The sequence below is a fragment of the Ekhidna sp. genome, assembly GCF_040223195.1.
GTDB lineage: Bacteria > Bacteroidota > Bacteroidia > Cytophagales > Cyclobacteriaceae > Ekhidna.
Genome location: NZ_JAVKDX010000007.1, coordinates 16,528 through 41,629, shown reverse-complemented (window position 1 = coordinate 41,629; position 25,102 = coordinate 16,528). Strand labels below are relative to the sequence as shown.

General features: G+C 43.7%; 27 protein-coding genes and 1 tRNA gene. 24 read left to right on the top strand and 4 right to left on the bottom strand.

Going from position 1 to position 25,102, the window contains the following annotated elements; translation table 11 throughout:
- Positions 1 to 90 precede the first annotated feature (90 nt).
- Together RLN88_RS03010 and RLN88_RS03005 are read left to right on the top strand one after the other, a co-directional pair.
- On the top strand, positions 91 to 975 hold the full coding sequence (locus tag RLN88_RS03010; RefSeq protein ID WP_350219894.1) for a flavin reductase family protein: 885 nt from the start codon (positions 91 to 93) through the stop codon (positions 973 to 975).
- 69 nt (positions 976 to 1,044) lie between these two features.
- Positions 1,045 to 1,785 (top strand): class I SAM-dependent methyltransferase, encoded by a 741-nt coding sequence (locus RLN88_RS03005; RefSeq protein WP_350219893.1) that lies wholly within the window; start codon positions 1,045 to 1,047, stop codon positions 1,783 to 1,785.
- On the opposite strand, the gene RLN88_RS03000 is transcribed toward RLN88_RS03005, so the two are convergent.
- Genes RLN88_RS03000 through RLN88_RS02985 form a run of 4 tightly spaced genes read right to left on the bottom strand, consistent with a single transcriptional unit; the run spans position 1,786 to position 4,215 of the window.
- A complete protein-coding gene (locus RLN88_RS03000; protein WP_350219892.1) occupies positions 1,786 to 2,232 on the bottom strand; it encodes an RES family NAD+ phosphorylase in 447 nt (148 codons plus the stop codon).
- A complete protein-coding gene (locus tag RLN88_RS02995) occupies positions 2,229 to 2,588 on the bottom strand; it encodes an Xre family toxin-antitoxin system antitoxin (protein WP_350219891.1) in 360 nt (119 codons plus the stop codon). Before RLN88_RS02995 ends, RLN88_RS03000 begins: the two co-directional genes overlap by 4 nt.
- A gap of 45 nt (positions 2,589 to 2,633) precedes the next feature.
- The gene (locus RLN88_RS02990; protein WP_350219890.1) at positions 2,634 to 3,554 is read right to left on the bottom strand and encodes an NAD-dependent epimerase/dehydratase family protein; all 921 of its coding nucleotides are present in this window, start codon (positions 3,552 to 3,554) and stop codon (positions 2,634 to 2,636) included.
- Between the two features lie 7 nt (positions 3,555 to 3,561).
- The gene (locus tag RLN88_RS02985) at positions 3,562 to 4,215 is read right to left on the bottom strand and encodes a phosphoadenylyl-sulfate reductase (RefSeq protein ID WP_350219889.1); all 654 of its coding nucleotides are present in this window, start codon (positions 4,213 to 4,215) and stop codon (positions 3,562 to 3,564) included.
- Positions 4,216 to 4,349: 134 nt separating this feature from the next.
- Between RLN88_RS02985 and RLN88_RS02980 the strand changes: the two genes are divergently transcribed.
- From RLN88_RS02980 to RLN88_RS02875, 22 genes are all read left to right on the top strand, one after another.
- Positions 4,350 to 4,760: a 6-pyruvoyl trahydropterin synthase family protein gene (locus RLN88_RS02980; RefSeq protein ID WP_350219888.1), complete on the top strand. Its 411-nt coding sequence runs from the start codon at positions 4,350 to 4,352 to the stop codon at positions 4,758 to 4,760.
- Positions 4,723 to 5,412 (top strand): GTP cyclohydrolase I FolE, encoded by a 690-nt coding sequence (gene folE, locus RLN88_RS02975; protein ID WP_350219887.1) that lies wholly within the window; start codon positions 4,723 to 4,725, stop codon positions 5,410 to 5,412. Before RLN88_RS02980 ends, folE begins: the two co-directional genes overlap by 38 nt.
- Positions 5,413 to 5,509: 97 nt before the next feature.
- Positions 5,510 to 7,888, top strand: a complete 2,379-nt coding sequence (locus RLN88_RS02970; protein WP_350219886.1) for a sodium-translocating pyrophosphatase — start codon at positions 5,510 to 5,512, stop codon at positions 7,886 to 7,888.
- Positions 7,889 to 8,016: 128 nt separating this feature from the next.
- Positions 8,017 to 8,271, top strand: a complete 255-nt coding sequence (locus tag RLN88_RS02965; RefSeq protein WP_350219885.1) for a type II toxin-antitoxin system Phd/YefM family antitoxin — start codon at positions 8,017 to 8,019, stop codon at positions 8,269 to 8,271.
- Complete coding sequence (locus RLN88_RS02960; protein ID WP_350219884.1) at positions 8,268 to 8,633, top strand: type II toxin-antitoxin system VapC family toxin; 366 nt, start codon at positions 8,268 to 8,270, stop codon at positions 8,631 to 8,633. Before RLN88_RS02965 ends, RLN88_RS02960 begins: the two co-directional genes overlap by 4 nt.
- Positions 8,620 to 11,094 carry a ligase-associated DNA damage response DEXH box helicase gene (locus RLN88_RS02955; protein ID WP_350219883.1) on the top strand — a complete coding sequence of 825 codons (2,475 nt, stop codon included), beginning with the start codon at positions 8,620 to 8,622 and terminating at the stop codon, positions 11,092 to 11,094. Before RLN88_RS02960 ends, RLN88_RS02955 begins: the two co-directional genes overlap by 14 nt.
- A gap of 9 nt (positions 11,095 to 11,103) precedes the next feature.
- Entirely contained in the window at positions 11,104 to 11,538 is a 435-nt protein-coding gene (locus RLN88_RS02950) for a DUF2147 domain-containing protein (protein ID WP_350219882.1), read from the top strand.
- Positions 11,531 to 12,160, top strand: a complete 630-nt coding sequence (gene pdeM / locus RLN88_RS02945; RefSeq protein WP_350219881.1) for a ligase-associated DNA damage response endonuclease PdeM — start codon at positions 11,531 to 11,533, stop codon at positions 12,158 to 12,160. Before RLN88_RS02950 ends, pdeM begins: the two co-directional genes overlap by 8 nt.
- Before the next feature lie 88 nt (positions 12,161 to 12,248).
- Entirely contained in the window at positions 12,249 to 12,788 is a 540-nt protein-coding gene (locus RLN88_RS02940) for an RNA polymerase sigma factor (protein WP_350219880.1), read from the top strand.
- Positions 12,789 to 12,790: 2 nt separating this feature from the next.
- Positions 12,791 to 13,705 (top strand): hypothetical protein, encoded by a 915-nt coding sequence (locus RLN88_RS02935; RefSeq protein WP_350219879.1) that lies wholly within the window; start codon positions 12,791 to 12,793, stop codon positions 13,703 to 13,705.
- A gap of 49 nt (positions 13,706 to 13,754) precedes the next feature.
- Positions 13,755 to 14,645 (top strand): cell division protein FtsX, encoded by an 891-nt coding sequence (locus tag RLN88_RS02930; RefSeq protein WP_350219878.1) that lies wholly within the window; start codon positions 13,755 to 13,757, stop codon positions 14,643 to 14,645.
- A 4-nt stretch (positions 14,646 to 14,649) separates the two neighbouring features.
- Positions 14,650 to 14,874, top strand: coding sequence for a DUF3098 domain-containing protein (locus tag RLN88_RS02925; protein ID WP_350219877.1), 225 nt, complete (start codon positions 14,650 to 14,652; stop codon positions 14,872 to 14,874).
- Positions 14,871 to 15,656, top strand: a complete 786-nt coding sequence (locus RLN88_RS02920) for an undecaprenyl-diphosphate phosphatase (protein WP_350219876.1) — start codon at positions 14,871 to 14,873, stop codon at positions 15,654 to 15,656. Before RLN88_RS02925 ends, RLN88_RS02920 begins: the two co-directional genes overlap by 4 nt.
- Before the next feature lies 1 nt (position 15,657).
- The gene (gene truB, locus RLN88_RS02915) at positions 15,658 to 16,332 is read left to right on the top strand and encodes a tRNA pseudouridine(55) synthase TruB (protein WP_350219875.1); all 675 of its coding nucleotides are present in this window, start codon (positions 15,658 to 15,660) and stop codon (positions 16,330 to 16,332) included.
- Positions 16,319 to 17,245, top strand: a complete 927-nt coding sequence (locus RLN88_RS02910; RefSeq protein WP_350219874.1) for a bifunctional riboflavin kinase/FAD synthetase — start codon at positions 16,319 to 16,321, stop codon at positions 17,243 to 17,245. The genes truB and RLN88_RS02910 overlap by 14 nt, the downstream gene beginning before the upstream one ends.
- Positions 17,242 to 18,054 (top strand): M48 family metallopeptidase, encoded by an 813-nt coding sequence (locus RLN88_RS02905; protein ID WP_350219873.1) that lies wholly within the window; start codon positions 17,242 to 17,244, stop codon positions 18,052 to 18,054. The genes RLN88_RS02910 and RLN88_RS02905 overlap by 4 nt, the downstream gene beginning before the upstream one ends.
- A gap of 87 nt (positions 18,055 to 18,141) precedes the next feature.
- Complete coding sequence (gene gldC / locus RLN88_RS02900) at positions 18,142 to 18,471, top strand: gliding motility protein GldC (RefSeq protein WP_350219872.1); 330 nt, start codon at positions 18,142 to 18,144, stop codon at positions 18,469 to 18,471.
- 400 nt (positions 18,472 to 18,871) lie between these two features.
- On the top strand, positions 18,872 to 21,742 hold the full coding sequence (locus RLN88_RS02895; RefSeq protein WP_350219871.1) for a TonB-dependent receptor: 2,871 nt from the start codon (positions 18,872 to 18,874) through the stop codon (positions 21,740 to 21,742).
- A gap of 11 nt (positions 21,743 to 21,753) precedes the next feature.
- Entirely contained in the window at positions 21,754 to 23,376 is a 1,623-nt protein-coding gene (locus tag RLN88_RS02890; RefSeq protein ID WP_350219870.1) for a hypothetical protein, read from the top strand.
- Between the two features lie 70 nt (positions 23,377 to 23,446).
- Positions 23,447 to 24,283, top strand: a complete 837-nt coding sequence (locus tag RLN88_RS02885; RefSeq protein WP_350219869.1) for an ion transporter — start codon at positions 23,447 to 23,449, stop codon at positions 24,281 to 24,283.
- Between the two features lie 225 nt (positions 24,284 to 24,508).
- Positions 24,509 to 24,880, top strand: a complete 372-nt coding sequence (locus tag RLN88_RS02880) for a hypothetical protein (RefSeq protein ID WP_350219868.1) — start codon at positions 24,509 to 24,511, stop codon at positions 24,878 to 24,880.
- Between the two features lie 141 nt (positions 24,881 to 25,021).
- Positions 25,022 to 25,095: transfer RNA gene (locus RLN88_RS02875), tRNA-Arg, on the top strand.
- The last annotated feature ends 7 nt before the right edge of the window (positions 25,096 to 25,102 follow it).

Here is a 25,102-nt window from a genome sequence, read left to right as displayed (position 1 = left end):
TTAATTAGTCATGCTGAACTTGTTTCAGCATCTAGTTTTGTATAGACCCTGAAACAAGTTCAGGGTGACTTTCTAAGATTAATATTTAACATGACAATCGACCCAAAAAAAATACCTGTACCCGAACTACACGGACACTTACTCAGCGCGGTGGCGCCACGGCCCATCGCCTTTGCCAGCACCATGGATAAGGAAGGGAATGTAAACCTGAGCCCATTCAGCTTCTTCAATGTCTTCAGCGCCAACCCTCCGATCATGATCTTTTCTCCGGCACGGAGAGGGAGAGACAACACCACTAAGCACACGTTGGAAAACGTGCTCGAATTCCCAGAGTGCACGATCAACATCGTGTCGTACGACATGGTGCATCAGATGTCACTAAGTAGCACGGAGTATGCAAAGGGGGTAAATGAGTTTGTGAAGGCTGGATTTACGGAAGAGAAATCAGAGCGGGTGAAGCCGCCGCGGGTGAAGGAGGCACCCGTTTCTTTTGAGTGCAAGGTGATCGAGGTGAAGTCGCTGGGCGACCAGGGAGGAGCCGGTCAGCTGGTGATTTGTGAGGTGGTGCTGATGCACATTGCAGATCGTGTGTTGGGAGCTGATGGGAAGATTGACCCCAATAAAATAGATTTGGTTTCAAGAATGGGGGGCAATTGGTACGCCAGAGCGAGCGGAGATGCTATATTTGAAGTAACCAAACCTCTGACTACCATGGGAATAGGCTTAGACCAAATACCGGATCATATTCGAACAAGCACTGTCCTGACTGGCAACCATCTGGGGATGCTCGGCAATGTGGAAGCGCTTCCTGATAAAAAAGAAGTCAAAGATTTTTCCTCTGAACCTGAAGTTCGCGCGATTCTGGATTCCTTCGATGATGATGAAAACATCCAGCTAGAGCTTCACAAGCTAGCGGCTGACCTCCTGAATGAGGGTGAGGTGGATACGGCCTGGAAAGTGCTAATGATGGGCTAACCTAGTAGCAAGTTTCAAGCTGTAAGTAGTAAGTAACTCATGGCTTGTAACTAGGAACTTGCAGCTTATATGAAAGATAATTTCTCTACCCAATCTGCCGACTATGCGAAATTCCGCCCGGTCTATCCACAAGAGTTGATTGATTACCTGCTTTCTTTAACCGAAGCACATGAAATCTGCTGGGATTGTGGTACGGGCAATGGCCAGCTGGCGGTGCAGCTGGCGGAGACCTTTCAGCAGGTTTATGCTACGGATATAAGTGAGAAGCAGCTAAGCAATGCTACTCAGCGAGGCAATATTGCATACTCTCTTCAACCAGCTGAGGAAACAAATTTTCCAGATCAGCATTTCGACCTGATCACGGTGGCGCAGGCGGCTCACTGGTTTGATCATTCCCGGTTCAACCGGGAAGTGAAGCGAACACTCAAACCAGATGGCGTGATTGCCTTGTTTGGATACGGGCTGGTGAAGATCGAAGGGGAGGTAGGGGAGATCATCACCCGGTTTTACTGGGAAGTGACCAATCCCTACTGGGACCCAGAACGGGATCACATCGAGGAAGAATATCGCACCATTCCATTTCCATTTGAGCAGGTGAAGAACGTGCCATCGTTTGCCATCCGCAATCAAATGACGCTGGATCAACTCACCGGATACATCAGCACCTGGTCTGCTGTGCAGCATTACATCAGGAAAAACGGACACTCACCGATCGAAAAGCTCAATGAGGATCTATCGAAAGTTTGGCATAGCGGCATGCTTGAGGTTGTATTCCCGATTTTCACAAAGATAGGGAGGATGCCTGCCTGATTAGGATCCCGATCGTACCAACCGATGATCATATACGTACCAATCCTGATTTACAATTTCGATGTTCAGGTTCGGGTGGTTGGGATTGATTAGAAAATTACTTTCTAGCGGATTGATAACAGACTGTACTTTGAGTATAGGGGAGGTTTTACTTTTTATCCATTGATCCCCGATTTCACTTGTGATTTTTTCCTGCTTCCAGTTGTTCGGTAGCGGAGCGTTCAGCTCTTCAATCAAATTGTCTTTTAGCTCGATTTGAGAAAGAATATAATCAGATGTGGTTGCTCCCATAATATGTACCAGATGTTCAAGAATGCTCAGTGAGCTTGTTTGAGCGGTGTAAAGCATGAAATTCCCGATCGAATTCCATCTGCCACCATACATGGCAGCTCCCATGCCGCTCAGGTCATTTGCGTATTTGGCAAGTGTGAGTCGATAAACGATCAAGCGGTGATTCCATGTTTGATTCTGCCTAGAATTTGGAGTACACGATTGGCACCAGTGATGGTAGACATCATATCCAAAGGGATGTACCCATCAAGCATGGGCTGTGGGGTTTTGAGCCAGGCAGAAAAATTGCTCTTAGAACCCAATGCCTCTTCACCTGATTCGAGGATCTGCCGGATAAATTGAAACCGATCTGAGCGCTCCCTGTCCAATGTAGGTTTTTGCATCATGTTGTAGTATGTTTTCTCCGATACACCCATTATTCCAGCCATATCGTCTTTGGTCATCCCGTAAGCTATTGCTGCTTCATTTACAGTTTCAGGGCTGGTGGATTCGATTTTATATGGCTCTGGCATCAGGTAAATTTACACCTAAATATACGTAAATTTACCATTTTAGTTTTAAAATGCAAACCGGCTTTTAAACTCTTCCAGCTCTTCTTTCAAGTCCTTGGATTCAAAGCGGTCAATCTGATCAAACAGTTTGCTTTCCGGGCTTATCTTAAGCTCTCTGAGGTTCATGTGCTGATTGGTAAATAGGAATTCGAGAGTAGGATAGATTTCCTTTAGCACATCCACAATATCCAGAATCTGAAGATTTTTGTCCACCAGGTTGTAGGTGCCGCTACTTACCTCTTTGGTAATAATTTGAGCCAGGGAATTGCATAAGTAATCCACATGGATAAATGCACGAGACTGCTTACCGTTTCCATTGATCTGGATGCGATTTGAAAAGTTGGCATCAAACATGAAGCGATTGATCACTGCATCAAAGCGCATGGATTTACTGTAGCCATACACGTTTCCACCCCGCACCACAATGGCATTGATCTTTTCTGCCAATCGGTTGACATGCTCTTCTCCCCGAAGTTTCGATATCCCATAAAAGGTGGATGGCGCAGGCGTGGTATTTTCATTGGCAGTCTGGTCACTGGCACCATAGACCGATGTACTGCTCAGGTAAACAAACTTGGAGATATCAGATTCTTCAGCACTATAAACTACCTCGGCGGTTCCCCAGTGATTGACCTGCTCGTAGAAGTGCGGATCTGTGTTGGCAAAAGGTGTGGTTACAATGGCAGCCAGGTGCACCACCACATCACAATCCTTCATGAGCTTTTTGAGCTGACGGGTGTCCAGAATATCTCCCCGAACTGACTGGATTTTTTCTTTGTGATCATATTCCCGCCCAAGGAAGAAATTATAGTGTGACTTGCTCAGATTATCATACACGATGATCTTCTCGACTTCAGGATGGCTAACCAAATGTTTTACCAGCTTCGTGCCAACGTATCCGGTTCCACCGGTGATGAGTACTTTCATTTTGTGATTACTTAACTAAATCCGTGTGCAAGCCGCACTCTACTTTATTCAAACCAAACCATCTGGCCTCTCGCTCCTGCATATCCGGGTCCATTTTTCGGGTGCATGGCTCACAGCCAATGCTGATATATCCTTTAGCGTCCAAAGGATGTCTGGGTAAGTTATGCTCTTTGATGTAGGCGAAGATTTTTCGATTGTCCCAGTCAAGCATTGGATGAAAACGGATACTGTCAAAAGGGGCAGGCTGTTCTACTTTCATCGCTTTTCTCACCGCACTTTGATCTCCTCTCACGCCATTGATCCAAACATCGTAACTGGCAAGTACGGATTCCATCGGCTGGGTTTTGTTGATATAGCAGCAGTGATCCGGATCGGTGGTAAACATCAATTTACCGTTGGGCTCGCGCTGCAAATATTTGGGGGTATTGGGCTTTAGGTCAACAATGGTGAGGCCAAGTTTGGCAGCCACTTCGTCGCGAAAGGAAACAGTTTCGGGGAATAGATATCCGGTGTTGATGAAATAAACAGGAATGGAATGATCTATTTCACTCAGGATATGAAGGATAGGAATGCTGTGTGTCTGAAAAGAAGAGGTCGTAAACAACTTCTTTCCCTCTGCTTTGTATTCCGCTATTTTCTTGCTGATTTCGTGAATCTCCATAGGTGTGATTGATCATGCTGACTGATTTTTTCAGTCGATGATGGAGGCAAAACAAACCCAGACAAAAATAAATTCATAGTCTTTCGAAACATCTTTACAAAAGGTGTTGTTATCAGTTCTCGTAATTTTGCGATATGTCCAAGGTTTCAGTTTATAGAAAAGAGCATTTCAATGCAGCACACAGACTTTACAATCCGGAGTGGAGTGATGAGAAGAATGATGCGGTATTTGGAAAATGCAATAATCCAAATGGGCATGGGCACAATTATGAAGTCATTGTAAAACTGACCGGAGAGGTAGACCCTGAAACCGGGTATGTGTATGACATGAAAAAACTGAGTGATCTGATCCAGGGGCAAGTGGTGGAGCGGTTTGATCACAAAAATTTAAATTTAGATACGGAAGAATTCAAACATCTCAATCCAACGGCTGAGAATATTGTGAAAGTGATCTATGATCTCTTGAGGGATAAAATCGATGAGAAGTACGAGATGAAAATTACACTTTATGAAACAGAAAGAAACTTCGTTGAATACCCAGCCTGAGTTGGATGAGTTTGGAGATGATCATGTAGGTACTTCCTACGAGACCCCTTTGCGTCCGGATGCTTTCGAGCAGGATGATGAGCTAAAGATCGAATTGATCTCTAAGCATTTTAGGGAAATCATGCAGATATTAGGACTGGATCTTGAGGATGATAGCCTGGCAGGTACACCAAAACGTGTGGCTAAAATGTATGTACAGGAAGTATTCTCTGGACTGAACCCGGCCAACAAACCAAAGATTCGCCTTTTTGATAATAAGTATAATTATGATCAGATGCTGGTGGAGAAGGACATCACGTTTTATTCTCACTGTGAGCATCACTTTGTGCCGATCTATGGCAAGGCACATGTGGCCTATTTTTCCAGTGGAAAGGTGATCGGACTTTCGAAGATCAATCGTATCGTTCAGTATTTCGCAAAACGTCCGCAAGTGCAGGAGCGGCTGACGGTACAGATAGGAAACGAACTTAAATCCATACTTCAGACCGATGATGTAGCGGTGGTGATGGATGCCTCACACATGTGTGTCTCGTCCAGGGGAGTGAACGATACCAACAGTAGAACAGGCACGGCTTTTTTTGATGGAAAATTCAGAAACCAGGAGGTTAAAAATGAATTCCTCAACTACATCAATACCGAAACCAAAGAGTAGTCCAGAAATTCTTCGATTCTTTCAATTTGATAGGGTTTTCTATAAAAGCCTGATAACCTATCTTTGCCGACTGTTTTTGAAAACCATTTAAAAAATCATGGATAAATTAATCTATTTAGTGCCTGCCCTGGGTCTTTTGGGGCTTTTAGTGATGATTATTAAATCCCGCTGGGTAAACAAGCAAGATGCTGGGGATGCCAAGATGCAGGATTTGGCTAATCACATACGTGAGGGGGCATTGGCATTTCTTAGTGCCGAATATAGAATTCTGGCCATTTTCGTTGTTTTGGCAGGTGTTCTTCTAGGAGTTATTTCCTCGCTCGTTGAAACAACTCACTGGTTCATCATCATAGCATTTGTTATAGGTGCATTTTTCTCTGCATTGGCTGGAAATATAGGAATGAGAATAGCGACTGCTGCAAACGTAAGAACTACCCAGGCAGCCAGAACAAGTCTTCCTCAGGCGTTGAAAGTTTCCTTTGCTGGTGGTACAGTAATGGGCCTAGGTGTTGCCGGATTGGCAGTGTTCGGATTGAGCATGGTATTCATCTTTTTGTTTCAATACTTCATGGGAGGTACATGGACCAATAATAATGACATGACTATAGTGCTGGAGGCACTTGCTGGTTTTTCTCTGGGTGCAGAATCTATCGCCCTTTTCGCAAGAGTAGGGGGTGGTATTTACACCAAAGCTGCTGACGTAGGAGCTGACTTGGTTGGAAAAGTGGAAGCAGGAATTCCTGAAGACGATCCAAGAAACCCGGCAACTATTGCTGATAATGTAGGTGATAACGTTGGAGATGTAGCAGGTATGGGAGCGGATTTGTTCGGCTCATATGTAGCTACAGTTTTGGCCTCCATGGTATTAGGAAATTATGTAATCCGTGATATGGGAGGTTCTATTGATGATGCCTTCAATGGTATCGGACCGATCCTTCTCCCTTTGGTGATCGCAGGTCTGGGGATCGTCTTCTCTATTCTTGGAACCATGCTAATTAAAGTATCAGGAAATGATGCAAAAGAGGCACAAGTTCAGGCAGCTTTGAATAAAGGAAACTGGGGATCTATCTTCCTTACTGCTATTGCATGTTACTTCGTAATTGATCTTTTATTACCTGCTGAAATGACCATGGCCTTCTTTGGAGAAGGAAACCTGACGGTTACTTCCATGAGCGTATTCTACGCTGTTTTGGTTGGACTTGCTGTAGGAGGTTTGATCTCTTACTTCACTGAGTACTACACAGGTCTTGGCAAAAAGCCAGTTTTAGATATTGTTCAAAACTCAGCAACCGGAGCTGCAACCAACATCATCGCTGGTTTATCTACCGGAATGATCTCGACATTCGCTCCAATCCTTCTTTTTGCTGGTGCAATTTGGGGAGCATATGAGCTGGCTGGATTCTACGGTGTAGGTATCGCTGCATCTGCCATGATGGCAACTACAGCCATGCAGTTGGCAATTGATGCATTTGGCCCAATCGCTGATAATGCGGGTGGTATTGCTGAGATGAGTGAGCTACCTGATGATGTACGAGAAAAAACAGATATCCTTGATTCAGTAGGAAATACCACTGCTGCGATCGGAAAAGGATTTGCGATTGCTTCTGCAGCATTAACGGCACTTGCACTTTTCGCAGCGTATGTGACCTTCACAGGAATTGACGGAATCAACATCTTCAAAGCAGACGTACTTGCTGCGCTGTTCATAGGAGGTATGGTGCCTGTGGTATTCTCTGCACTTGCGATGCGATCAGTGGGTAAAGCAGCCATGGAAATGGTGAAAGAAGTAAGAAGACAGTTCAAAGAAATTCCAGGTATCATGGAAGGAACTGGCAAGCCGGAATACGGTAAATGTGTGGATATTTCTACAAAAGCAGCATTGAAAGAAATGATGCTTCCGGGCGCAATAACCATCATTGCTCCAATCCTTATTGGATTCTTGATGGGCCCTGAGGCACTAGGTAGCTATATGGCTGGTGTGGCAGTGTCTGGAGTGCTTTGGGCAATCTTCCAGAACAACGCTGGTGGTGCATGGGATAACGCGAAAAAATCGTTTGAAGCAGGGGTGATGATTGATGGTGAGATGACTTACAAAGGTTCTGAGGCACATAAAGCAGCAGTAACCGGAGATACTGTTGGTGATCCATTCAAGGATACTTCCGGCCCTTCAATGAATATCTTGATCAAATTGACTTGCCTGGTAGGGTTGGTAATTGCTCCGATTTTGGGTGAGGTTTATGGAACGGGTGGGCACGGAACTTCTGAGGAAGCTGCTGTGATTGTAGTGGAAGAAATTGAGCCAGTTGATAAGATTGTTAGTGAATTTCAGGTGATCATGCAAGACATGGAGGATGGACAAACTCAGGCAATTGTAACCGTTACTGAATCGATCAATGGTGAAGTGGTGACAACTGTTGATACGCTTTCAGGTTCTAAAACCGATGTAAAACTGATGATCGAAGAGTTGAAGAAATAAGCCCATCGAACAAAATATCAAAACCCTGGCTTGACTAAGTCAGGGTTTTTTTGTGTGTTTGACGAAGTGGACTAAGTTAGCTAACTTAACAGTGATCTTTTCGTTTTAATTTGAAAAACGATTTCGTAATGAAGACATATAATATCCATGAGGCAAAAACGAACTTATCAAAGATCTTGAATGAAGTGAAAGAGGGGGAGGTGGTATATATCGCGAAAGCCGGTAAGAAATTAGTGGAGCTTAAACCAGTTGATGAAAAAAAGAAGAAAAAAATTCCTTGGGGTTTACTTAAAGATAAAATGAAGGTTGCAGATGATTGGGATAGTGAAGAAACAAACAAGGGAATATGGAAGGAGTGGGAAGAGAAAAATTTAGAATCATGAAATACTTGCTTGATACCCAAATTTTAATTTGGATTCTCTACAGCCCATCCAAAATTTCAACAAAAAATAGATATCTGATAGATAATGCTGAGAGTCTATTTGTAAGTACTTTATCGATTTTTGAAATTCTCCATAAGAAAAAGATTGGAAAACTAGAATTTGAATATAATCTCGAAGAGTTTGATTTTTTTGAATGGCTGGATCTAAAAAAAGATCATATCATGTACACACATGATTTGCCACTTATTCATAGAGATCCATTTGATCGTTTAATCATGGCTCAATCCATTATTGAAAGCATTCCTTTGATCACTTCTGACAAAAAAATACAGCAATACGATTTTCCGCATGTCAAGGCTTAGCGACGGTGAGCTTTTCAAAATTGCAGAAGACTGGTTTCAATCGAAAGGTTGGAAGTCTTTCGAATTTCAACGAAAGACCTGGGAAGCCTATTTAGCCGGAAAAAGTGGATTGCTCAATGCTCCTACAGGATCAGGAAAAACCTATGCACTTTGGATTCCTTGTGTGTTGGAGTTTCTCAAGTATCATGAACCTTATGATGTAAAACCTGAACTTCAGGTGATTTGGATCACTCCGTTGAGAGCATTGGCCAAAGACATCCAAAATGCCATGCAGACCTTTTGTGAAGACATTGATGTCAGATGGAAAATAGGATTGAGGACAGGAGATACCACCACTACCGAACGACAAAATCAAAAAAAGAATGCCCCGCAAGCCATGGTCATCACCCCTGAGAGTTTGCATGTATTGCTCAGCCAGAGCGATTACCCCAATTACCTGAAAAATGTCAAAAGCATCATAGTAGATGAATGGCATGAACTGATTGGAACCAAACGTGGAGTAGCCACAGAGTTAGCCATCTCTCGACTGAAAAAGCTTTCGGAAGGGAAACTGAAAATCTGGGGGATATCAGCTACTATCGGAAATCTACCACAAGCTAAGCGAGTACTTCTCGGAGAGGATTTTTACAAAAAAGCAGTATCCATCCGATCGGATATTGAAAAGAAAATCGAGGTGACTTCTGTGATGCCGGATGAGGTGGAGAAATTTCCCTGGTCAGGCTATCTGGGTGTAAAGCTGATTGATAAGGTGCTGCCCATCATCAAGAAGAGTAATACAACGCTTCTATTTACAAACACCCGCTCACAAACAGAACTCTGGTATCAGGCGATCCTTAAGGAAGCACCGAATCTAGCAGGTGTCATGGCCATGCATCATGGCTCGATGGATCAGGCGATTCGAAATTGGGTGGAGGATGCTTTACATGAAGGAAAGCTCAAGCTCGTGGTTTGTACTTCCAGCCTCGATCTTGGGGTTGATTTTCGCCCGGTGGATACAGTGATTCAAATTGGCGGCCCAAAAGGGGTTTCACGTTTTCAGCAACGCGCAGGCAGGAGTGGGCATGGACCTGGGGAGACAAGCCGGATTTACTTTGTGCCTACACATTCTTTGGAGCTCATAGAAGGTGCGGCTCTGCGGACAGCCATCTCCAATGGAAAATTTGAACAGCGAAAGCCACTCGAGAAGTGTCTGGATGTTTTGATTCAGTATCTAGTTACACTGTCAGTAAGTGGTGGATTCCGGCCGTTGGAGATTCTGGAGGAAATCAAGCAGACCTATTCGTATCGATTGCTCACCTCTTCGGAGTGGAATTGGGTGTTGGAATTTATCACAACTGGGGGCAGTACATTGGGGGAATACGATGAGTTTTCCAGGGTTTACAACGATGATGGCGTCTACAAAATCATCAACAACCGGGCCGCTCATCGACATAAATTATCGATCGGCACCATTGTGGGAGATCCGGCCATGAGTGTGAAATTCCTTTCCGGAGGACACCTGGGGACAGTGGAGGAAAGCTTTGTCTCGAAGCTAAATCCGGGAGATCGGTTTTGGTTTGCAGGACAGAATCTTGAGTTTGTCAGGATTAAGGAATTGACGGTATTGGTAAAGAAATCCAAACGAAAAAGTGGTCTGACTCCTTCCTGGGGTGGGGGAAGATTGCCTCTTTCATCTTTGCTTTCAGATCAAATCAGAAGCAAACTCCAACAAGCAATAAGTGGGAATTATGAAGACCCTGAGCTTCAAAAGATCAAACCAATTTTAGATGTTCAGGCTAGGATGTCCATGATTCCTGATAAAGATTCTTTGCTTATTGAGAAAGTAGAAACAGAGCATGGTCATCACCTGTTTTTCTTCACTTTCGAAGGGATGTTTGTGCATGAGGTACTTGCAGGACTTATTGCTTATCGAATGAGTAAACTTCAAAAAATCACGTTTTCCATCTCCATGAATGATTACGGATTTGAATTGCTCTCAGATCAGGAAATAGCTATCGAAGAAGCATTGGAACTCGATCTTTTCTCTGAGAAAAACATCTACGAAGACATTCATGAATCAATCAATATGACTGAAATGGCTCAGCGAAAGTTCAGGGATGTCGCCACCATTGCGGGACTGATTTTTCAGGGGTATCCGGGTAAGAATATCAAAGCAAGGCACCTTCAGGCTTCATCCGGCATTTTATTCAAAGCCTTTAGGGAATATGATGAAGGAAATTTGCTTCTGAAGCAATCCATGGATGAAGTGATGACCTTGCAGCTGGATCAATCCAGGTTTATGGAGGCCATCCGAAGAATCAATAAACAGAAGATCATCCTCAAAGAAACAGAGAAGCCAACACCCTTTGCCTTCCCGATTTTGGTGGATATGATCCGAAGGGAGCGTCTAAGCTCGGAAGACGTCACAGATCGAATTTTAAAAATGCAGATGCAGTTGGAACGATCAGTGAGTGACAATTAAATTTGAGATATGAGAATACATTGTTTCGCCATTGCCCTTACTGCCTCTTTTCTTTCATTTGGTCAATCAATTGTGGGATCATGGAAAACAATCGACGATGAATCAGGAAGGCCCAGATCCATTGTCGAGATATACGAACGAAACGGAGATTACTTCGGAAAGATCACCAAGCTATTTCGAGAGCCGGAAGAAGATCCTGATCCTGTTTGTGAGGAATGCGAAGATCACCGCAAAGGTCAAAAGGTCATTGGCATGGAAATCATCACAAAGATGAAATACAATAAAAATGATCAAGAATATCACAAAGGTGAAATTTTGGATCCTGAAAATGGCAATATCTATGATTGTAAACTTTGGATTGATGAGGAAGGAAAACTCAAAGTAAGAGGCTACCTGCTTTTCTTTTACCGAACTCAGACCTGGCTGCCACATTCAGGTGAATAGTCAGGAAATCGAAATAAAAGGGGAGCGGCTGACTTTACTTCCAGAGCGCGCGGTTTATTGGAGTGATAAAAACCTACTCATTCTCTCAGACCTGCATCTGGGCAAAGCGGGTCATTTCAGGAAGCATGGGGTTCCCATCTCCAGAAATATCCACCTAACCGACCTGCAGATTTTGGAATCACTCATCCAGCGATTTAAACCTCACAAAGTGATACTGTTAGGAGACCTTTTTCACAGTTTTGAAAACAATGAGTGGCAGGATTTTCTTCGATTTATGGAAGTTTATGATTTTGTGAAATTCACTTTGGTAGAGGGCAATCACGATATCATTTCAGAATACCCAAAGGAGTTGAAAGTAGTTATCCAATTGAATATTCCACCATTTTCATTTACCCATATCAAAGAAGACTCAGGATACTATAACCTGTCAGGTCATATTCATCCGGGGGTGCAAATGAAAGGCCGGGGAAGACAAAGCATGACCATTCCATGCTTCACTTTTAAGGATGATCACGGGATTTTGCCTGCCTTTGGTCAGTTCACAGGGATAAAGAAAATTCGTCCCCAAAAGGAAGATCGTGTATTTGGAGTGGTAAGTGAGGGCGTAATTGAATTAACGTAAGATTTGACGACCTTTGCTTTGTAATCTCCCCACTCACCAGAGGGGGGTTACTAAATGGACGTAGATCGTATTAAAACTAGCTTGGTGTATGAAGGATAGTGAGATTCTTGAGCGAATTAGTCGCGGAGATGAACGAATGCTTGATCATCTGTATAAGAAATATTACAGAATGATGACCAAGATCGTACTATCCAATAACGGGACGGAGGACGAGGCGAAAGACGTATATCAGGAAGCCTTACTCGCTTTTTGGCAGAAAGCCGCAAGTGGAAAGCTGATTTTGACATCCAAGATTAGCACCTACCTGTACAGCATCTGTCTCAATCAATGGCGTAAGGAACTTGACAGAAAGAGTCGTTTGAGCTCAGAGGAGGTGGATGGTGAGGAGTACCAATCACACGATGCGAAAGAGCGTCTCAAAATTGTGTTAGACTGTATTGATCAGTTGGGCGATGTGTGCAAAAAGGTACTGACCTACTATTATTTTGATGGTTTGGGAATGCCGGAGATAGCAGAGAAGATGAATTTCGCCAACACGGATACAGCAAAAACGAAGAAATATAAGTGTAAAAAGAAGCTGGATAGTTTAATAAAGAGCAAATACACCACCGAAGACTTTTTTGATTAGACATGACAAACCTGCAACAAGAGCTAATAGACAAATACCATTCAGGCCGAATGAGTGACCAGGAAATTGCTGATTTTGAGAGGCAATTAGAGTCAGATCCTTCCCTCAAAGCTGAAAGCGATTTTCAGTCTGATATTGTAAGTGGCCTGAAAGAGCACCGTAAGCTGGAATTGAAATCCCGTTTGGATGCCATCAACGTTGGCCCTACCTGGATGGAATTTGCCCAGCAATCTACCCTTGTGAAATCACTTGGCGGTGTAATCGTGGCTTCATTGGTGGGTACGGGGATTTATTTCATGGCTGATAAACCTGAAAACAGTGAGGAGCAAACAGCCATTCCCGTTGATGCTCCTATCGCACAATCCACTGAATACGTTCTCGATCTTGGTAAGGTCGACGAGGAAATCAAGTCCAATGAACTTGAAACACCTGAAGAGTTGAACGATGTTTCAAGAAACGAAGCAGTAAAAGAGACTCCTCAGAAAGAGGATCAACCAAGCGAAAGTATTACTACTGAGGAAGAAGAAAGCAAACCGAACGAAACATTCAAGCCATCCTTTGAAGCACCAACCATAGAAAATGTGGATGAAGAAAAGCAATTCGCCGCATCAGATCTGGATGAGCTGCCTGATGATGCTACCATTGCAAATGAAGACCCGGTTGACGTAACGCATGAAAATAGCAATAGTAGTACTATTAGATACAAATATTATGATGGAAAGCTGTTTCTGAAGGGTGACTTTGACAAAGCACCATACGAGATTCTTGAAATCAATAGTGCCGCAGGAAGGCGAATCTATGTATTCTACCTTGGTAGCTACTACAAAGTGGGTGTTACCGACCGATTGACTGAATTGCCAATCGTGCGGGATTCCAAAGTAGTGGAAGAGCTCAATCTGCTTCGGGAAAATAAGTAGTCGGCTTTCAATTCCAAAGCATATCCATTTTGCCTAAATTCGTGGCTCAATGGAAGAAAAGAAAACCAGAAAAAAGCGCAAGCTTGGAAGCTATCCCTTTGCCAGTGTGGTATTCAGTATCACAGTGGCATTGTTGGTTTTAGGGCTTTTTGGATGGATTTTGCTACATTCTTCCCGTCTGGGCACCCGTATTCAGGAAAATATCGAAGTTCAGGTCTATTTGAACAAAAACATTTCCCAATCCGATATTACAAAAATCGGAACGGCGATAGCTTCCAAACCATATGTGCTGGTGAAGGATCAACCACAGGTTACATTGATCACCAAAGAGGAGGCAGCTCAGCAGTTTGTGGAGGCAACAGGTGAAGACTTTAAGGATTTTCTTGGGGATAATCCACTCAGGGATTTGTTTGCCATGAAGGTAAAAGGCAGCTATCAGTCGCTGGATAGCCTGAATAAGATAAAGGCAGAAATAGAAGGAATTCGAGGAGTATTCGAAGTGGAGTATGAAGAAAGCCTGATTGAGAGCATCAATCAGAATCTTACCAAGATTGGATTCATACTTTTAGGAATCGCACTTTTTGCGCTGATCGTAGTAATCATCCTGATCAATAATACCATCAAATTGGCCCTGTTTTCCCAGAGATTTCTAATCCGAAGTATGCAATTGGTAGGAGCCACTAGCGCATTCATTCAGCGTCCATTCCTCTACCGATCGATGATGTATGGGCTTTTCGCCGGGATTTTGGCCTGCGGGATCATTTATGGTTTCACTTCGTATATGAACAGTATCATTGATGGCTTGGAGGAACTTCAGGATTTCAATGGATTCCTGGTGTTATTCAGCCTGATCCTGGTTATGGGAGTCATCGTAGGATACTTTAGCTCCTTACGGGCGATCAGAAAATATTTGAAAATGTCATTGGACGAACTTTATTAATAAGATGTCAGAAAAAAGAAAACTCGCTTTCGTAAAAGCTAACTATATGATCATGATCACTGGAGTGATTGTGCTAGCCCTCGGCTTCATCATTATGACCCTGGATACTGAGCCGTACGGATTTGGATTCCTGGGATTGACTCTTGGGCCAATCGTAGTTATGCTTGGTTTCATCATCCAGTTTGTGGCTATATTTTACAAGCCAAAGTCGAAATCAGATACTGAATGAGCTGGATAGAGGCGCTCATCTTAGGGCTTATTCAGGGACTCACAGAATTTCTACCCGTTAGTAGCAGTGGCCATTTGGAGATCGGATCTGTGCTGCTCAATGCTCAAAGCTCTGACAACCTGCTATTTGCTGTAACGGTTCATTTTGCAACTGCACTGGCCACAATTTTAGTTTTCAAAGCCGATATCCTCACTATTCTGAAGGACATCCTGAAGTTTCAGTGGAATGAATCTACCCAGTTTGCAGCAAAGATCATTGTATCCATGATCCCTGTATTTTTTGTTGCTATCCTTTTCAAGGATCAGATTGAGGCGTTGTTTGTGGGGAATTTAATGCTTGTTGGCTCCATGCTTTTAATTACAGGTGGATTATTGCTATTCGCACATTTTAAAAATGATGGAAATAAGTCTGTTGGTTTTATCAGTGCATTAGTAATCGGACTGGCTCAGGCCTTTGCAGTGCTTCCGGGTATTTCCCGATCAGGATCTACCATTGCAACTGCGCTCATTTTGGGAGTAGAGCGATCAAAAGCAGCACGTTTTTCCTTCCTAATGGTTTTGATTCCTATTCTTGGAGCAAGTCTGCTTGAGTTGCTGGATTATGCAGAGAATCCTGCCATACATAGCATCAATGCAGGGAGCCTGATTATCGGATTTACTGCCGCTTTCATTTTCGGATTTATTGCCTGCAAATGGATGCTTGCGATCGTAAAGAAAGGTAAGCTTACCTACTTTGCCATTTACTGTTTCATTGTTGGAATAATCGCCATAATAGCAGCGTAGCATGCAAAATACTTACGAGGAGGGAAGATTGCTACTAATCAATAAGCCAGTTGACTGGACCTCTTTCGATGTGGTAAAAAAATTGAGGTACACCCTCAAAGTAAAAAAAATTGGCCATGCAGGCACGCTAGACCCGTTAGCCACCGGATTGCTCATTATCGGTACCGGGAAGTTCACTAAAAAGCTGAATGAACTCCAGGGACTCGATAAAACATACGAAGGAATCATTGAAATAGGGAAGACCACTCCGTCTTATGATTTGGAGACTGAATTTGATTCCGAAGTGGACTGGTCTCATGTTACTCCCGAGGATATCAGTAGGGCGAAAGAATTATTGAGCGGGCCCATACAGCAGGTTCCTCCCGCACACTCTGCGGTAAAAGTAGACGGAGAGCGAGCATACAAAAAAGCACGCAAGAATAAAGAAGTCAAGCTGGAACCCAGATCAGTTACTATTTATCAATTTGAAGTTGAGGCAGATGAATTGCCCGAAGTGAAATTTAAGGTAGCGTGCTCCAAAGGAACTTACATCAGGAGCCTGGCTCATGATTTTGGTCAGGAGCTGGGTGTGGGGGGGTATCTAAAAAAATTGGTTCGAACCAGTGTGGGAGAATATCAGTTGTCAGATGCAGTAGATTTGGATGAATTTATCCGACAGCACAATGAAGGTAATTGACCATATCGATTCATTTGAGAAGCCCGACTTTTCTGTGGTTACTATCGGCACATTCGATGGGGTGCATGTGGGACATCAGGCCATTTTGAAGCGTCTGGTGGCTGAGGCGAAAAAGCACGATGGTAAAAGTGTGCTGATCACTTTCTGGCCGCATCCTCGCTTTATCTTGAATAAAGATGCAGAAAAGTTAAAACTGCTGACCACTTTCGATGAGAAGGTAAAGTTGGTGTCTCATTTGGGAGTGGATTATATCCTGAAGATCCCTTTTACTCCTGAGTTTTCCAATCTTAGTGCCGATCAGTTTGTGCACCAAATACTGGTGGAAAAGGTAGGCACAAAGCAACTCTTCATTGGATATGATCACCATTTTGGAAATAATCGTGAAGGAAATATCGACTTTCTGAATGAGCATGCGGAAACGTATGGGTTTGAGGTAAATGAAATCTCCCGTCAGGAGATCGACCACATCGGTATCAGCTCCACTAAGATCAGAAGCACCCTGGAAAGTGGTGAAATCCATCTGGCCAACTCCCTTTTGGGGAGAAACTATTGCATCACCGGAAAAGTCATTGACGGCAACAAGAAGGGCCGGACTATTGGCTTCCCCACCGCAAACATTGAGATACCTGAATCCTACAAACTGCTCCCGGCGGATGGCGCGTATGCGGTGAAAGCCAGGGTGAAGGATGAATGGTACAATGGGATGCTGAATATTGGTTTTAAACCCACCGTGGATGGAACCAAACGAACCATTGAGGCACACTTGTTTAATTTTGATTCGGATATTTATGGAGCGGAAATCATCGTTGAGTTTGTGCGATCCCTTCGAAAAGAAATGAAATTTGCAAATGTAAGTGAGCTGAGCGGCCAGCTTGTTAAAGACAAGGAGGAGGCATTAAAGATACTGTCATGAATTCACTAGTAAAGTCAATTTTCTTCATCGGACTTTTATCATGCCTGGCATTGGCGTCATGCAAGCGTACCGAAGATCTTGTTGATTTCACGCAAGATGAAGAACTCCTTCTTGGCGAAAAACTAGCCGAACTCATCGCCACAAGCGAAAACTATTCGATCATTCCCCAGGAGGGTAATTCATTGGCTTACGATTACGTCAATTCACGACTCAATGAAATCACATCATCCACATCACTTCGAAAATCAGAAGATTTTCAATGGTCAATCACACTATTGGATAGCGAGGAACGAAGTGCGTTCGTCACTCCAGGAGGTTATATCTACATCAATTCTGCACTTCTTTTCTTCCTTGAGAATGAAGACCAATTTTCAGGGCTAATTGCACATATGGTAGCCCATGTAGATAGCTCACACGTCCTGGAGCGCCTGTTTTTTGAGTTTGGGGTCAACAACCTAAAATCCATCACCAGTGGTAATGATCAGGAAGCCTTGCAAAGTATTCTTTCTGTGTTAGACCCGCAGGGTTCGCCTATCACCTTCAGCCGGGCAAACGAAATAGAAGCAGACAATCATAGTGTGACCTTACTTACCGGGTCTGGTCAGTCATGCGCCGGAGGAGGCCTTTTCATCAACCGCATGCTTACTGTGCAGCCGGAAGGACAGCAGGCCTTTTTGTCTGTGCATAGCGGATCACCAACAAGGGCAGAAGTCATAAACACCCTCGCCGAAACGCTGGGATGTAGCACAGACGTTGATTCTCAATCAGCACTTCGTTTCAGAACATTTAGAAATTCACTTCCAAGATGAAAACGTTTACCCCCTTTGGAGCGATCCGGCGGTAGCAGTAGGATCACTCAGCTTCAAAAATTGAATACACATATACTATTTAACCAAATGAGAAAATCAGAAATCAAATTCGTAGTAGAATTAGACAAAGAAAATATCCCCGAGAAAATCATGTGGGATGCCGACGAAAAGGAACAGTCCGGCCTCTCGGAGACCAAATCCATCAGCCTCTCACTTTGGGATCATGAAAACAAAAACACCATGCGTATCGACCTTTGGTCTAAGGATATGCCCATGGACGAGATGAAGCATTTCTACATCGATTGCCTTGGTGGCCTTGCGCAAAGCGTACTCAATGCCACCGGAGATGAATACATGAACAAGGAGATTTCAGCCCTTTGCGACAGACTGGTGGAGCATGTGAAAAATGAAGGGTAATAATGATTCCACCTTGAGGAGGACAAAGGGGTGAATCTGTAGGTACAGACTCAGCGTGATGGATTTTAAATCCATCTTCTTTATTACTTCTACATACCCTTTGAAACATGTCGAATAGCAAGGAAGCTAATTAGCGATTCCCCCTTAGGGGGGTAGGGGGTGATAGATTAGGTTTTTTCATTCTCCATTTCAGATTTACCAATCATCCGAAAAATGAAGGCTAATTGACCCATTTAGCAGGTTTATTTGCCAAAAATCATTAATATTATGCATGCATAATATATCTTCATTGAAATATTTGCAGGAGCCCTTTATCATTTAGTTATTTTTTTAGCTAATTTTTAAAGGCATTAAGTGTTATGTATTATCTAAAACTTTTAATCACAAAAACATCAACCTTATGATCAGGAATTTGACAAAGATGATTTTTGGGCTGGCATTAACTGGGCTCTCAGTTGTGGCATTTGCCCAAACCACAGTAGGTGGCACCATCACGGACGATGATGGAGAGCCCTTAATTGGGGTAAACGTTCTTGTAGAGGGTACAGTGCTTGGTACAATTACCGATATTAATGGAAAATTTTCACTAACCGTACAATCTCAGCCCCCATTCAACCTTGTTATTTCATATGTTGGGTATGAAACCCAGCGTATGGAAGTCTCTACTAGTACTACCCAGATAGATGTGAAGCTCTCCGAGTCTACGCTTTTGGGTCAGGAGGTAGTGGTATCTGCATCCCGGGTTGAGGAGAGTACACTTAAATCACCGGTGAGCATTGAGCGGATGGACATCCTTGATATCCAAAACTCACCCTCACCTGATTTTTACTCAAGTATTAGAAATTTGAACGGGGTTGATTTCAGTAGCCAAAGTTTGACATTCAAATCAGTCAATGCCCGTGGGTTTGGGGCCAATGGAAACACCAGATTTGTCCAGTTGATAGATGGAATTGATAATCAGGCTCCAGGACTAAACTTCCCGGTGGGTAATGTGGTAGGTATCAGCGAGCTGGATTTGGAAAGCGTGGAATTGATCCCAGGAGCTGCTTCTGCACTGTACGGTCCTAATGCGATACAGGGAATTTTGCTTATGAAAAGCAAAAGCCCATTCGATTATCAGGGACTTGACTTCTATTCAAAGGTGGGTGTAACTCATGTAGATGAAGAGGATCATGAAATGTCGCCTTATACTGATATCGGATTGCGATATGCAAAAGCAATCGACAACAAATGGGCGTTCAAGATCAATGCTTCTTGGCTAAGAGCTCAGGATTTCATTGGCGTAGACCAAAGAGACCAAAGCGGGGCAACAGTAGAAGGAAATCTTGGCAGCAATAGGCAAAACAATCGAACGTATGACGGAATCAACACCTATGGGGACTTCACTATTGATGTGGGAACGATTGCAGACCTGGCGATCGCCGGTGGAAATACCGATGTTGCTGCCATTCGAAGTTTGATCCCTAATGGTGCAAATGGTGCTTTTTCGCCGACCGGATATCGGGAGGCTGATTTTGTGGATAATACCACGGAAAGTTTAAAACTTGGAGGTGCATTGCACTATCGGTTGAATGATAAGATGGAAGCCTTGGCCCAGGTAAATTGGGGACATGGAAGCACCGTATACACTGCCAATGACCGGTTTATTCTGGACAACTTCTACATCTGGACAGGAAAATTGGAACTTAGAGGCGACAACTTCTTCATCAGAGGATACACCACCGAGCAAAATTCCGGTGATTCGTATGCTGCCAATACGGTGGCATCCCTAATCAATCAGAAAAACTACCTACCAGCATACTTCGGGGCATATGCGGATTACCTGACAGGAGGCAACACGACTGGCGGCAATCCTGACGGTACACAGTTCGCATCCAACAATTACACCGCCCTCCATGCGGCGGCAAGAGCAGTTGCAGATGCCGCTCAGCCGGGCGTGAATTCCGAAACATTTCAGACTGATCTTAACGCTTTCAGAAACCTCTCTATAGCAGATGGTGGTGCTAAATTCCTGGATAAATCCGCACTATGGCACTATGAGGGAAGTTATAATTTTAAGAATGAAATTGATTTTGCTGACGTGGTTGTTGGTGCCAACTTTAGAACATATGCACTTAATTCTGAAGGAACATTATTTACTCTGGATGAAAATGGAGACGAGGTATCATTCAATGAATTTGGCGGGTATGTGCAGGTGTCCAAAAATGTTATAGATAATGTGAAACTTCAGGGTTCGGTCAGGTTCGATAAGAATGAAAACTTTGATGGGCAATTCTCTCCCAGAGTATCTGGAGTATGGGAGTTTTTGGCGGATCAAAACTTTAGGGCATCATTCCAGAGAGGTTTTAGAATTCCAACCACTCAAGACCAATACATTGATTTGGATGTAGTAACGAGAAGGTTGATTGGACGAAATGAAATTTTGACCGAAAACTACAATATCAATAGGAACACCGTATATACAACACAAAGTGTGATGGCCGCACAAGAGAGTGGAAATATTGATGATTTGGTTGTAGCTACGGATGCTTACAAGAAGTATGAAACAGAGAAAGTAAATACTTGGGAGATAGGCTACAAAGGACTCCTAATGGATGGCAGGTTATTGATCGATGCATTCTATTATAATAGCACGTATCAAGATTTCTTGGCAGAAATTGACGTGACTCAGGCCGTTGTAACCGGGGATATCCAGGCTGTGCCTGATGGTTTCACAAGATCATCAGCAGGTAGCAAGCACGATGATCCTCAGCTTCAAACCATTGTGGACGGTGGTGCACCAGGCATAAGCCTACAGCGCTATGGATATAATACCAACATTGATGAGGACATAAACTCGTACGGTTTTGGTTTCAGTGCAGAATACACTTTCCTCAATGGCTTTAACCTGGGAGGAAATACATCTTTCAACAAACTTGAAGATCTGGACGACCTTACAGCAAGAACATACAATGTGGCATTCAATACCCCTGAGTGGAGATATAATATCACATTCGGAAATAGAAAAATTACGGAGAGAATAGGCTTTGGTTTGACCTATAGATGGCAGGATGCATTCTTGTGGCAATCAGCCATTGGATCAAGTATCATACCTGACTTTGCCACCCTGGATGCACAAGTTACTTACAGACTGCCGAGTATAAATGGCCGAATCAAAGTGGGAGGTTCCAACATTCTGAATGAGCGGTACACTACCTCCCATGGCAACCCAAGCATGGGGGCATTATACTATGTGCAGTTGAATCTTGATAATATTCTAAGCAACTTCTAAACATGAAGACAATGAAAAATATATATTATAAACTATCCATTATTTTCCTCACTGCATTCATAGTTGCTTGTAGTAGTGAAGATGATCTTACTGAGGATTGGATCGATGCAAACGAGGTGGAGGTGATTGCACCAGTGAGTGGTGATCTGGACCTTTCCAACTATGTGGCAGTAGGCAACTCATTGACCGCCGGGTTTGCGGACAATGCCCTTTTTCCTGATGGCCAAGCAAACTCTTTTCCAAACATTCTTGCAGGCCAGTTTGCATTAGCGGGCGGAGGTTCTTTTGTAAATCCTGATATCGTGTCGGGCAATGGAAACAGTGGAGGCAGCCCTGCCAGCGGCAGGTTGTTTATCGATTTGGAAGAGGCACTGGCTGCCCTTGCAGGCGATCCTGATGCCAGCATTGGCAATGCCATCGTGCCTACTGCACCCAGTGCTATTACAACCTCATCTGTAACAGGGGCAGGCCTCAATAACTTCGGCGTGCCGGGTGCAAGGGTGGTAGATATTGTTACGGCTGGTTATGGTACTCTGAACCCATTTTTCGGAGCTTTTCAGACCAGTGGCACCACATCCGTTATCGCAGACGCAGCAAGTGCAAGCCCTTCTTTTTTCACGCTATGGATCGGCTCAAATGATGTGCTAGGGTATGCAGCTTCAGGAGGTGCGTTTGGAGAAACTTTTGACCCCTTTAATCCGGCAACAATTACCGATCAGGGAACTTTTGCCGCTTCATTGGATGCTGTGCTTGATGCGTTTGGCAATACCGAGGGTGTCATTCTCAATATCCCACCGGTTACCATCATTCCTTATTTTCAAATTGTAACAGAACTAAGCGGCGGGATCAATGTCTTGCCGGCTGGTTCTATTGATGCAGCCACTGCGGCATTTCTTAACAGTGTTTCTGGGTATGGTGCATATAATGCAGGACTTGATGCTTTGGTTGGTGTGGCACCAGGTTTTACCCAGGCAGAGGCGGATTTTAGAAAGATAACCTTCTCTGCGGATGTCGCAAATTCACCTGTTATTACAGATGAGTCATTGACTGATTTAAGTGGATTTGGTTTGGCCAGCATCAGGCAGGCCCAGGTTGATCCTACCACAGGTGCATCTGATTTGTTTCCTCTAACCGCTTTGGATTCTCTTGGCGTTGAAAGAATTGAAGGTAATTCTGCCACCACTTTAGGTGTGGGAATACCGCTTCCAGACCAATATACTTTAACAATGGATGAGCAGTCCAATGTGATTGCTGCGTATGCCGGCTTCAATATGGCCATTGCGGCGGAAGCAGATGCAAGGTCCAATGTAACCCTGGTGGATGTAGGCCCGCTATTTGCCGATATGTTTGGCCTTATATCCGCTCAGGCGGCCGGACTTCAACTTAGTGCTGCTGCTCAGGCTGCAGCAGATGGTGATATGGGTGTTGAGTCAGGGGGAATAAACCTGGTGCCACTCAGTTTGTCGCAAGAGGAATTGTATAACAGTGTTTGGTCGGTAGATGGGGTTCATCCAAACCCCAGGGGAAATGCACTGTTGGTGAATGAAATAATCATGGTGCTGAATGATACCTATAATGCAACAATTCCTGAGGTTAATCCATTGGAGTTTGAGCCAATCAATGCTCCTTTCTAGAATGAATAATTTTTGATTTTTCAAACCCCGCCATTTGGCGGGGTTTTTTATTTCATTTGTATTTTTAGCCATGCCAAAGCCCAAATCCAAATACTTTCCTAAACTCCGAGAGCAATTGTTCGTCATTGTTTTCGGCACGGATACACGGGCGGGTAAACTTTTTGATATAGTGCTCCTGTGGGCCATCGTACTGAGTGTACTTGCGGTGATGCTGGAAAGCGTGAGGGAAATAAAGGAAGAGTATGCTTCAGTGCTCTTTTTGATGGAGTGGTCTTTCACCATTTTATTTACAGTGGAATACATCCTTCGCCTAATGATCGTGAGTCGCCCCAAAGATTACGCCTTTAGCTTTTTAGGTGTCATTGATTTTCTGGCATTTATACCCACCTATATGACTTTGTTTGTGGCTGGGGGCAGCTATCTAGTAGTTATACGATCCATTCGGCTTTTGCGGGTATTCCGCATACTTAAGCTGGGAAGGTATCTGCGCGAGGCTTCTGTTCTCACGGATGCGTTAAGATCCAGCCGGCACAAAATCCTGATATTTATGGGAGCGGTCACCACGCTGGTCATGATTATGGGCACGCTCATGTACCTCATCGAGGGAGAGGGGGGAGGATTTACCAGTATTCCAAGGAGTATTTATTGGGCCATTGTGACAGTTACTACGGTTGGGTACGGGGATATCGCTCCGCAGACCGTTTTGGGGCAGACCGTGGCATCCCTGTTGATGCTTATGGGCTATGCGATTATCGCAGTTCCTACCGGCATTGTCACTTCCGAAATAGCTCAGGCAGAAAAGAACAAGAAAATGGAGGAGTCAGATGGAAGGGTATGTATCGCTTGTGGCGTAAAGGGGCACGATGATGATGCCATTTATTGTAAAAATTGCTCTGCTAAGCTTTAGGCTGAGGGCTTGTTTCGGAATGTTCTGACGACCAGCCAAAGAATCACAAGGGTGAAAGAGATCATCAAAATAACGTTAGACGCATCTGCAAGGGTTAATGAATCAATCCATTCGGTGAATTTTGCCTCTTTTTCTTCCATTCCTTTTTTGGCATAAATATAGCATGCATATTGCTTAACTGGTCAATATTTATTGTAACTTAGGCATTTAAAATTGTACTAATCCATGAAAATACTCCTAACCATCCTTGTGCTTTCATTTATTCAAGCTCCGGTAACGGTGGTAAAAAATAATGGTGATGAGGTAGTACTCACGGAAGTTCGATTTTACCAAACCGATGACATTGCTTCAGTAAACATGCTTGCTTATTCCTATCGGGGACAGGAGGGTAAAATTCCTATAAGTCAGATCAAGCGAATAAGTTTCAAGGAGAGTGTGAAGAGGAAAAAGGGAATAGCCACCTACATGGTGATCCTTGTAAAATCTGATAACAGTAAGCTGGAGGTAGAAATGGATTTGAACCGACTGGAGGGAATAGGACAAAATGGAAAGGCAGAATCTATGAACCTTACTTCAGTCGATAAGATTTCGTTTTAAATACGTTCCCTCTATATTTGCGATCCCAAAATCTGCACTCGTAGTTCAACTGGATAGAATACCAGATTTCGGCTCTGGGGGTTGAGGGTTGTTTCAGCAAGCGAGTTTGATTGTTGGATAACAGTTTTTTGGATTAAAAATGCACTCGTAGTTCAACTGGATAGAATACCAGATTTCGGCTCTGGGGGTTGAGGGTTCGAATCCTTCCGAGTGCACACCAAA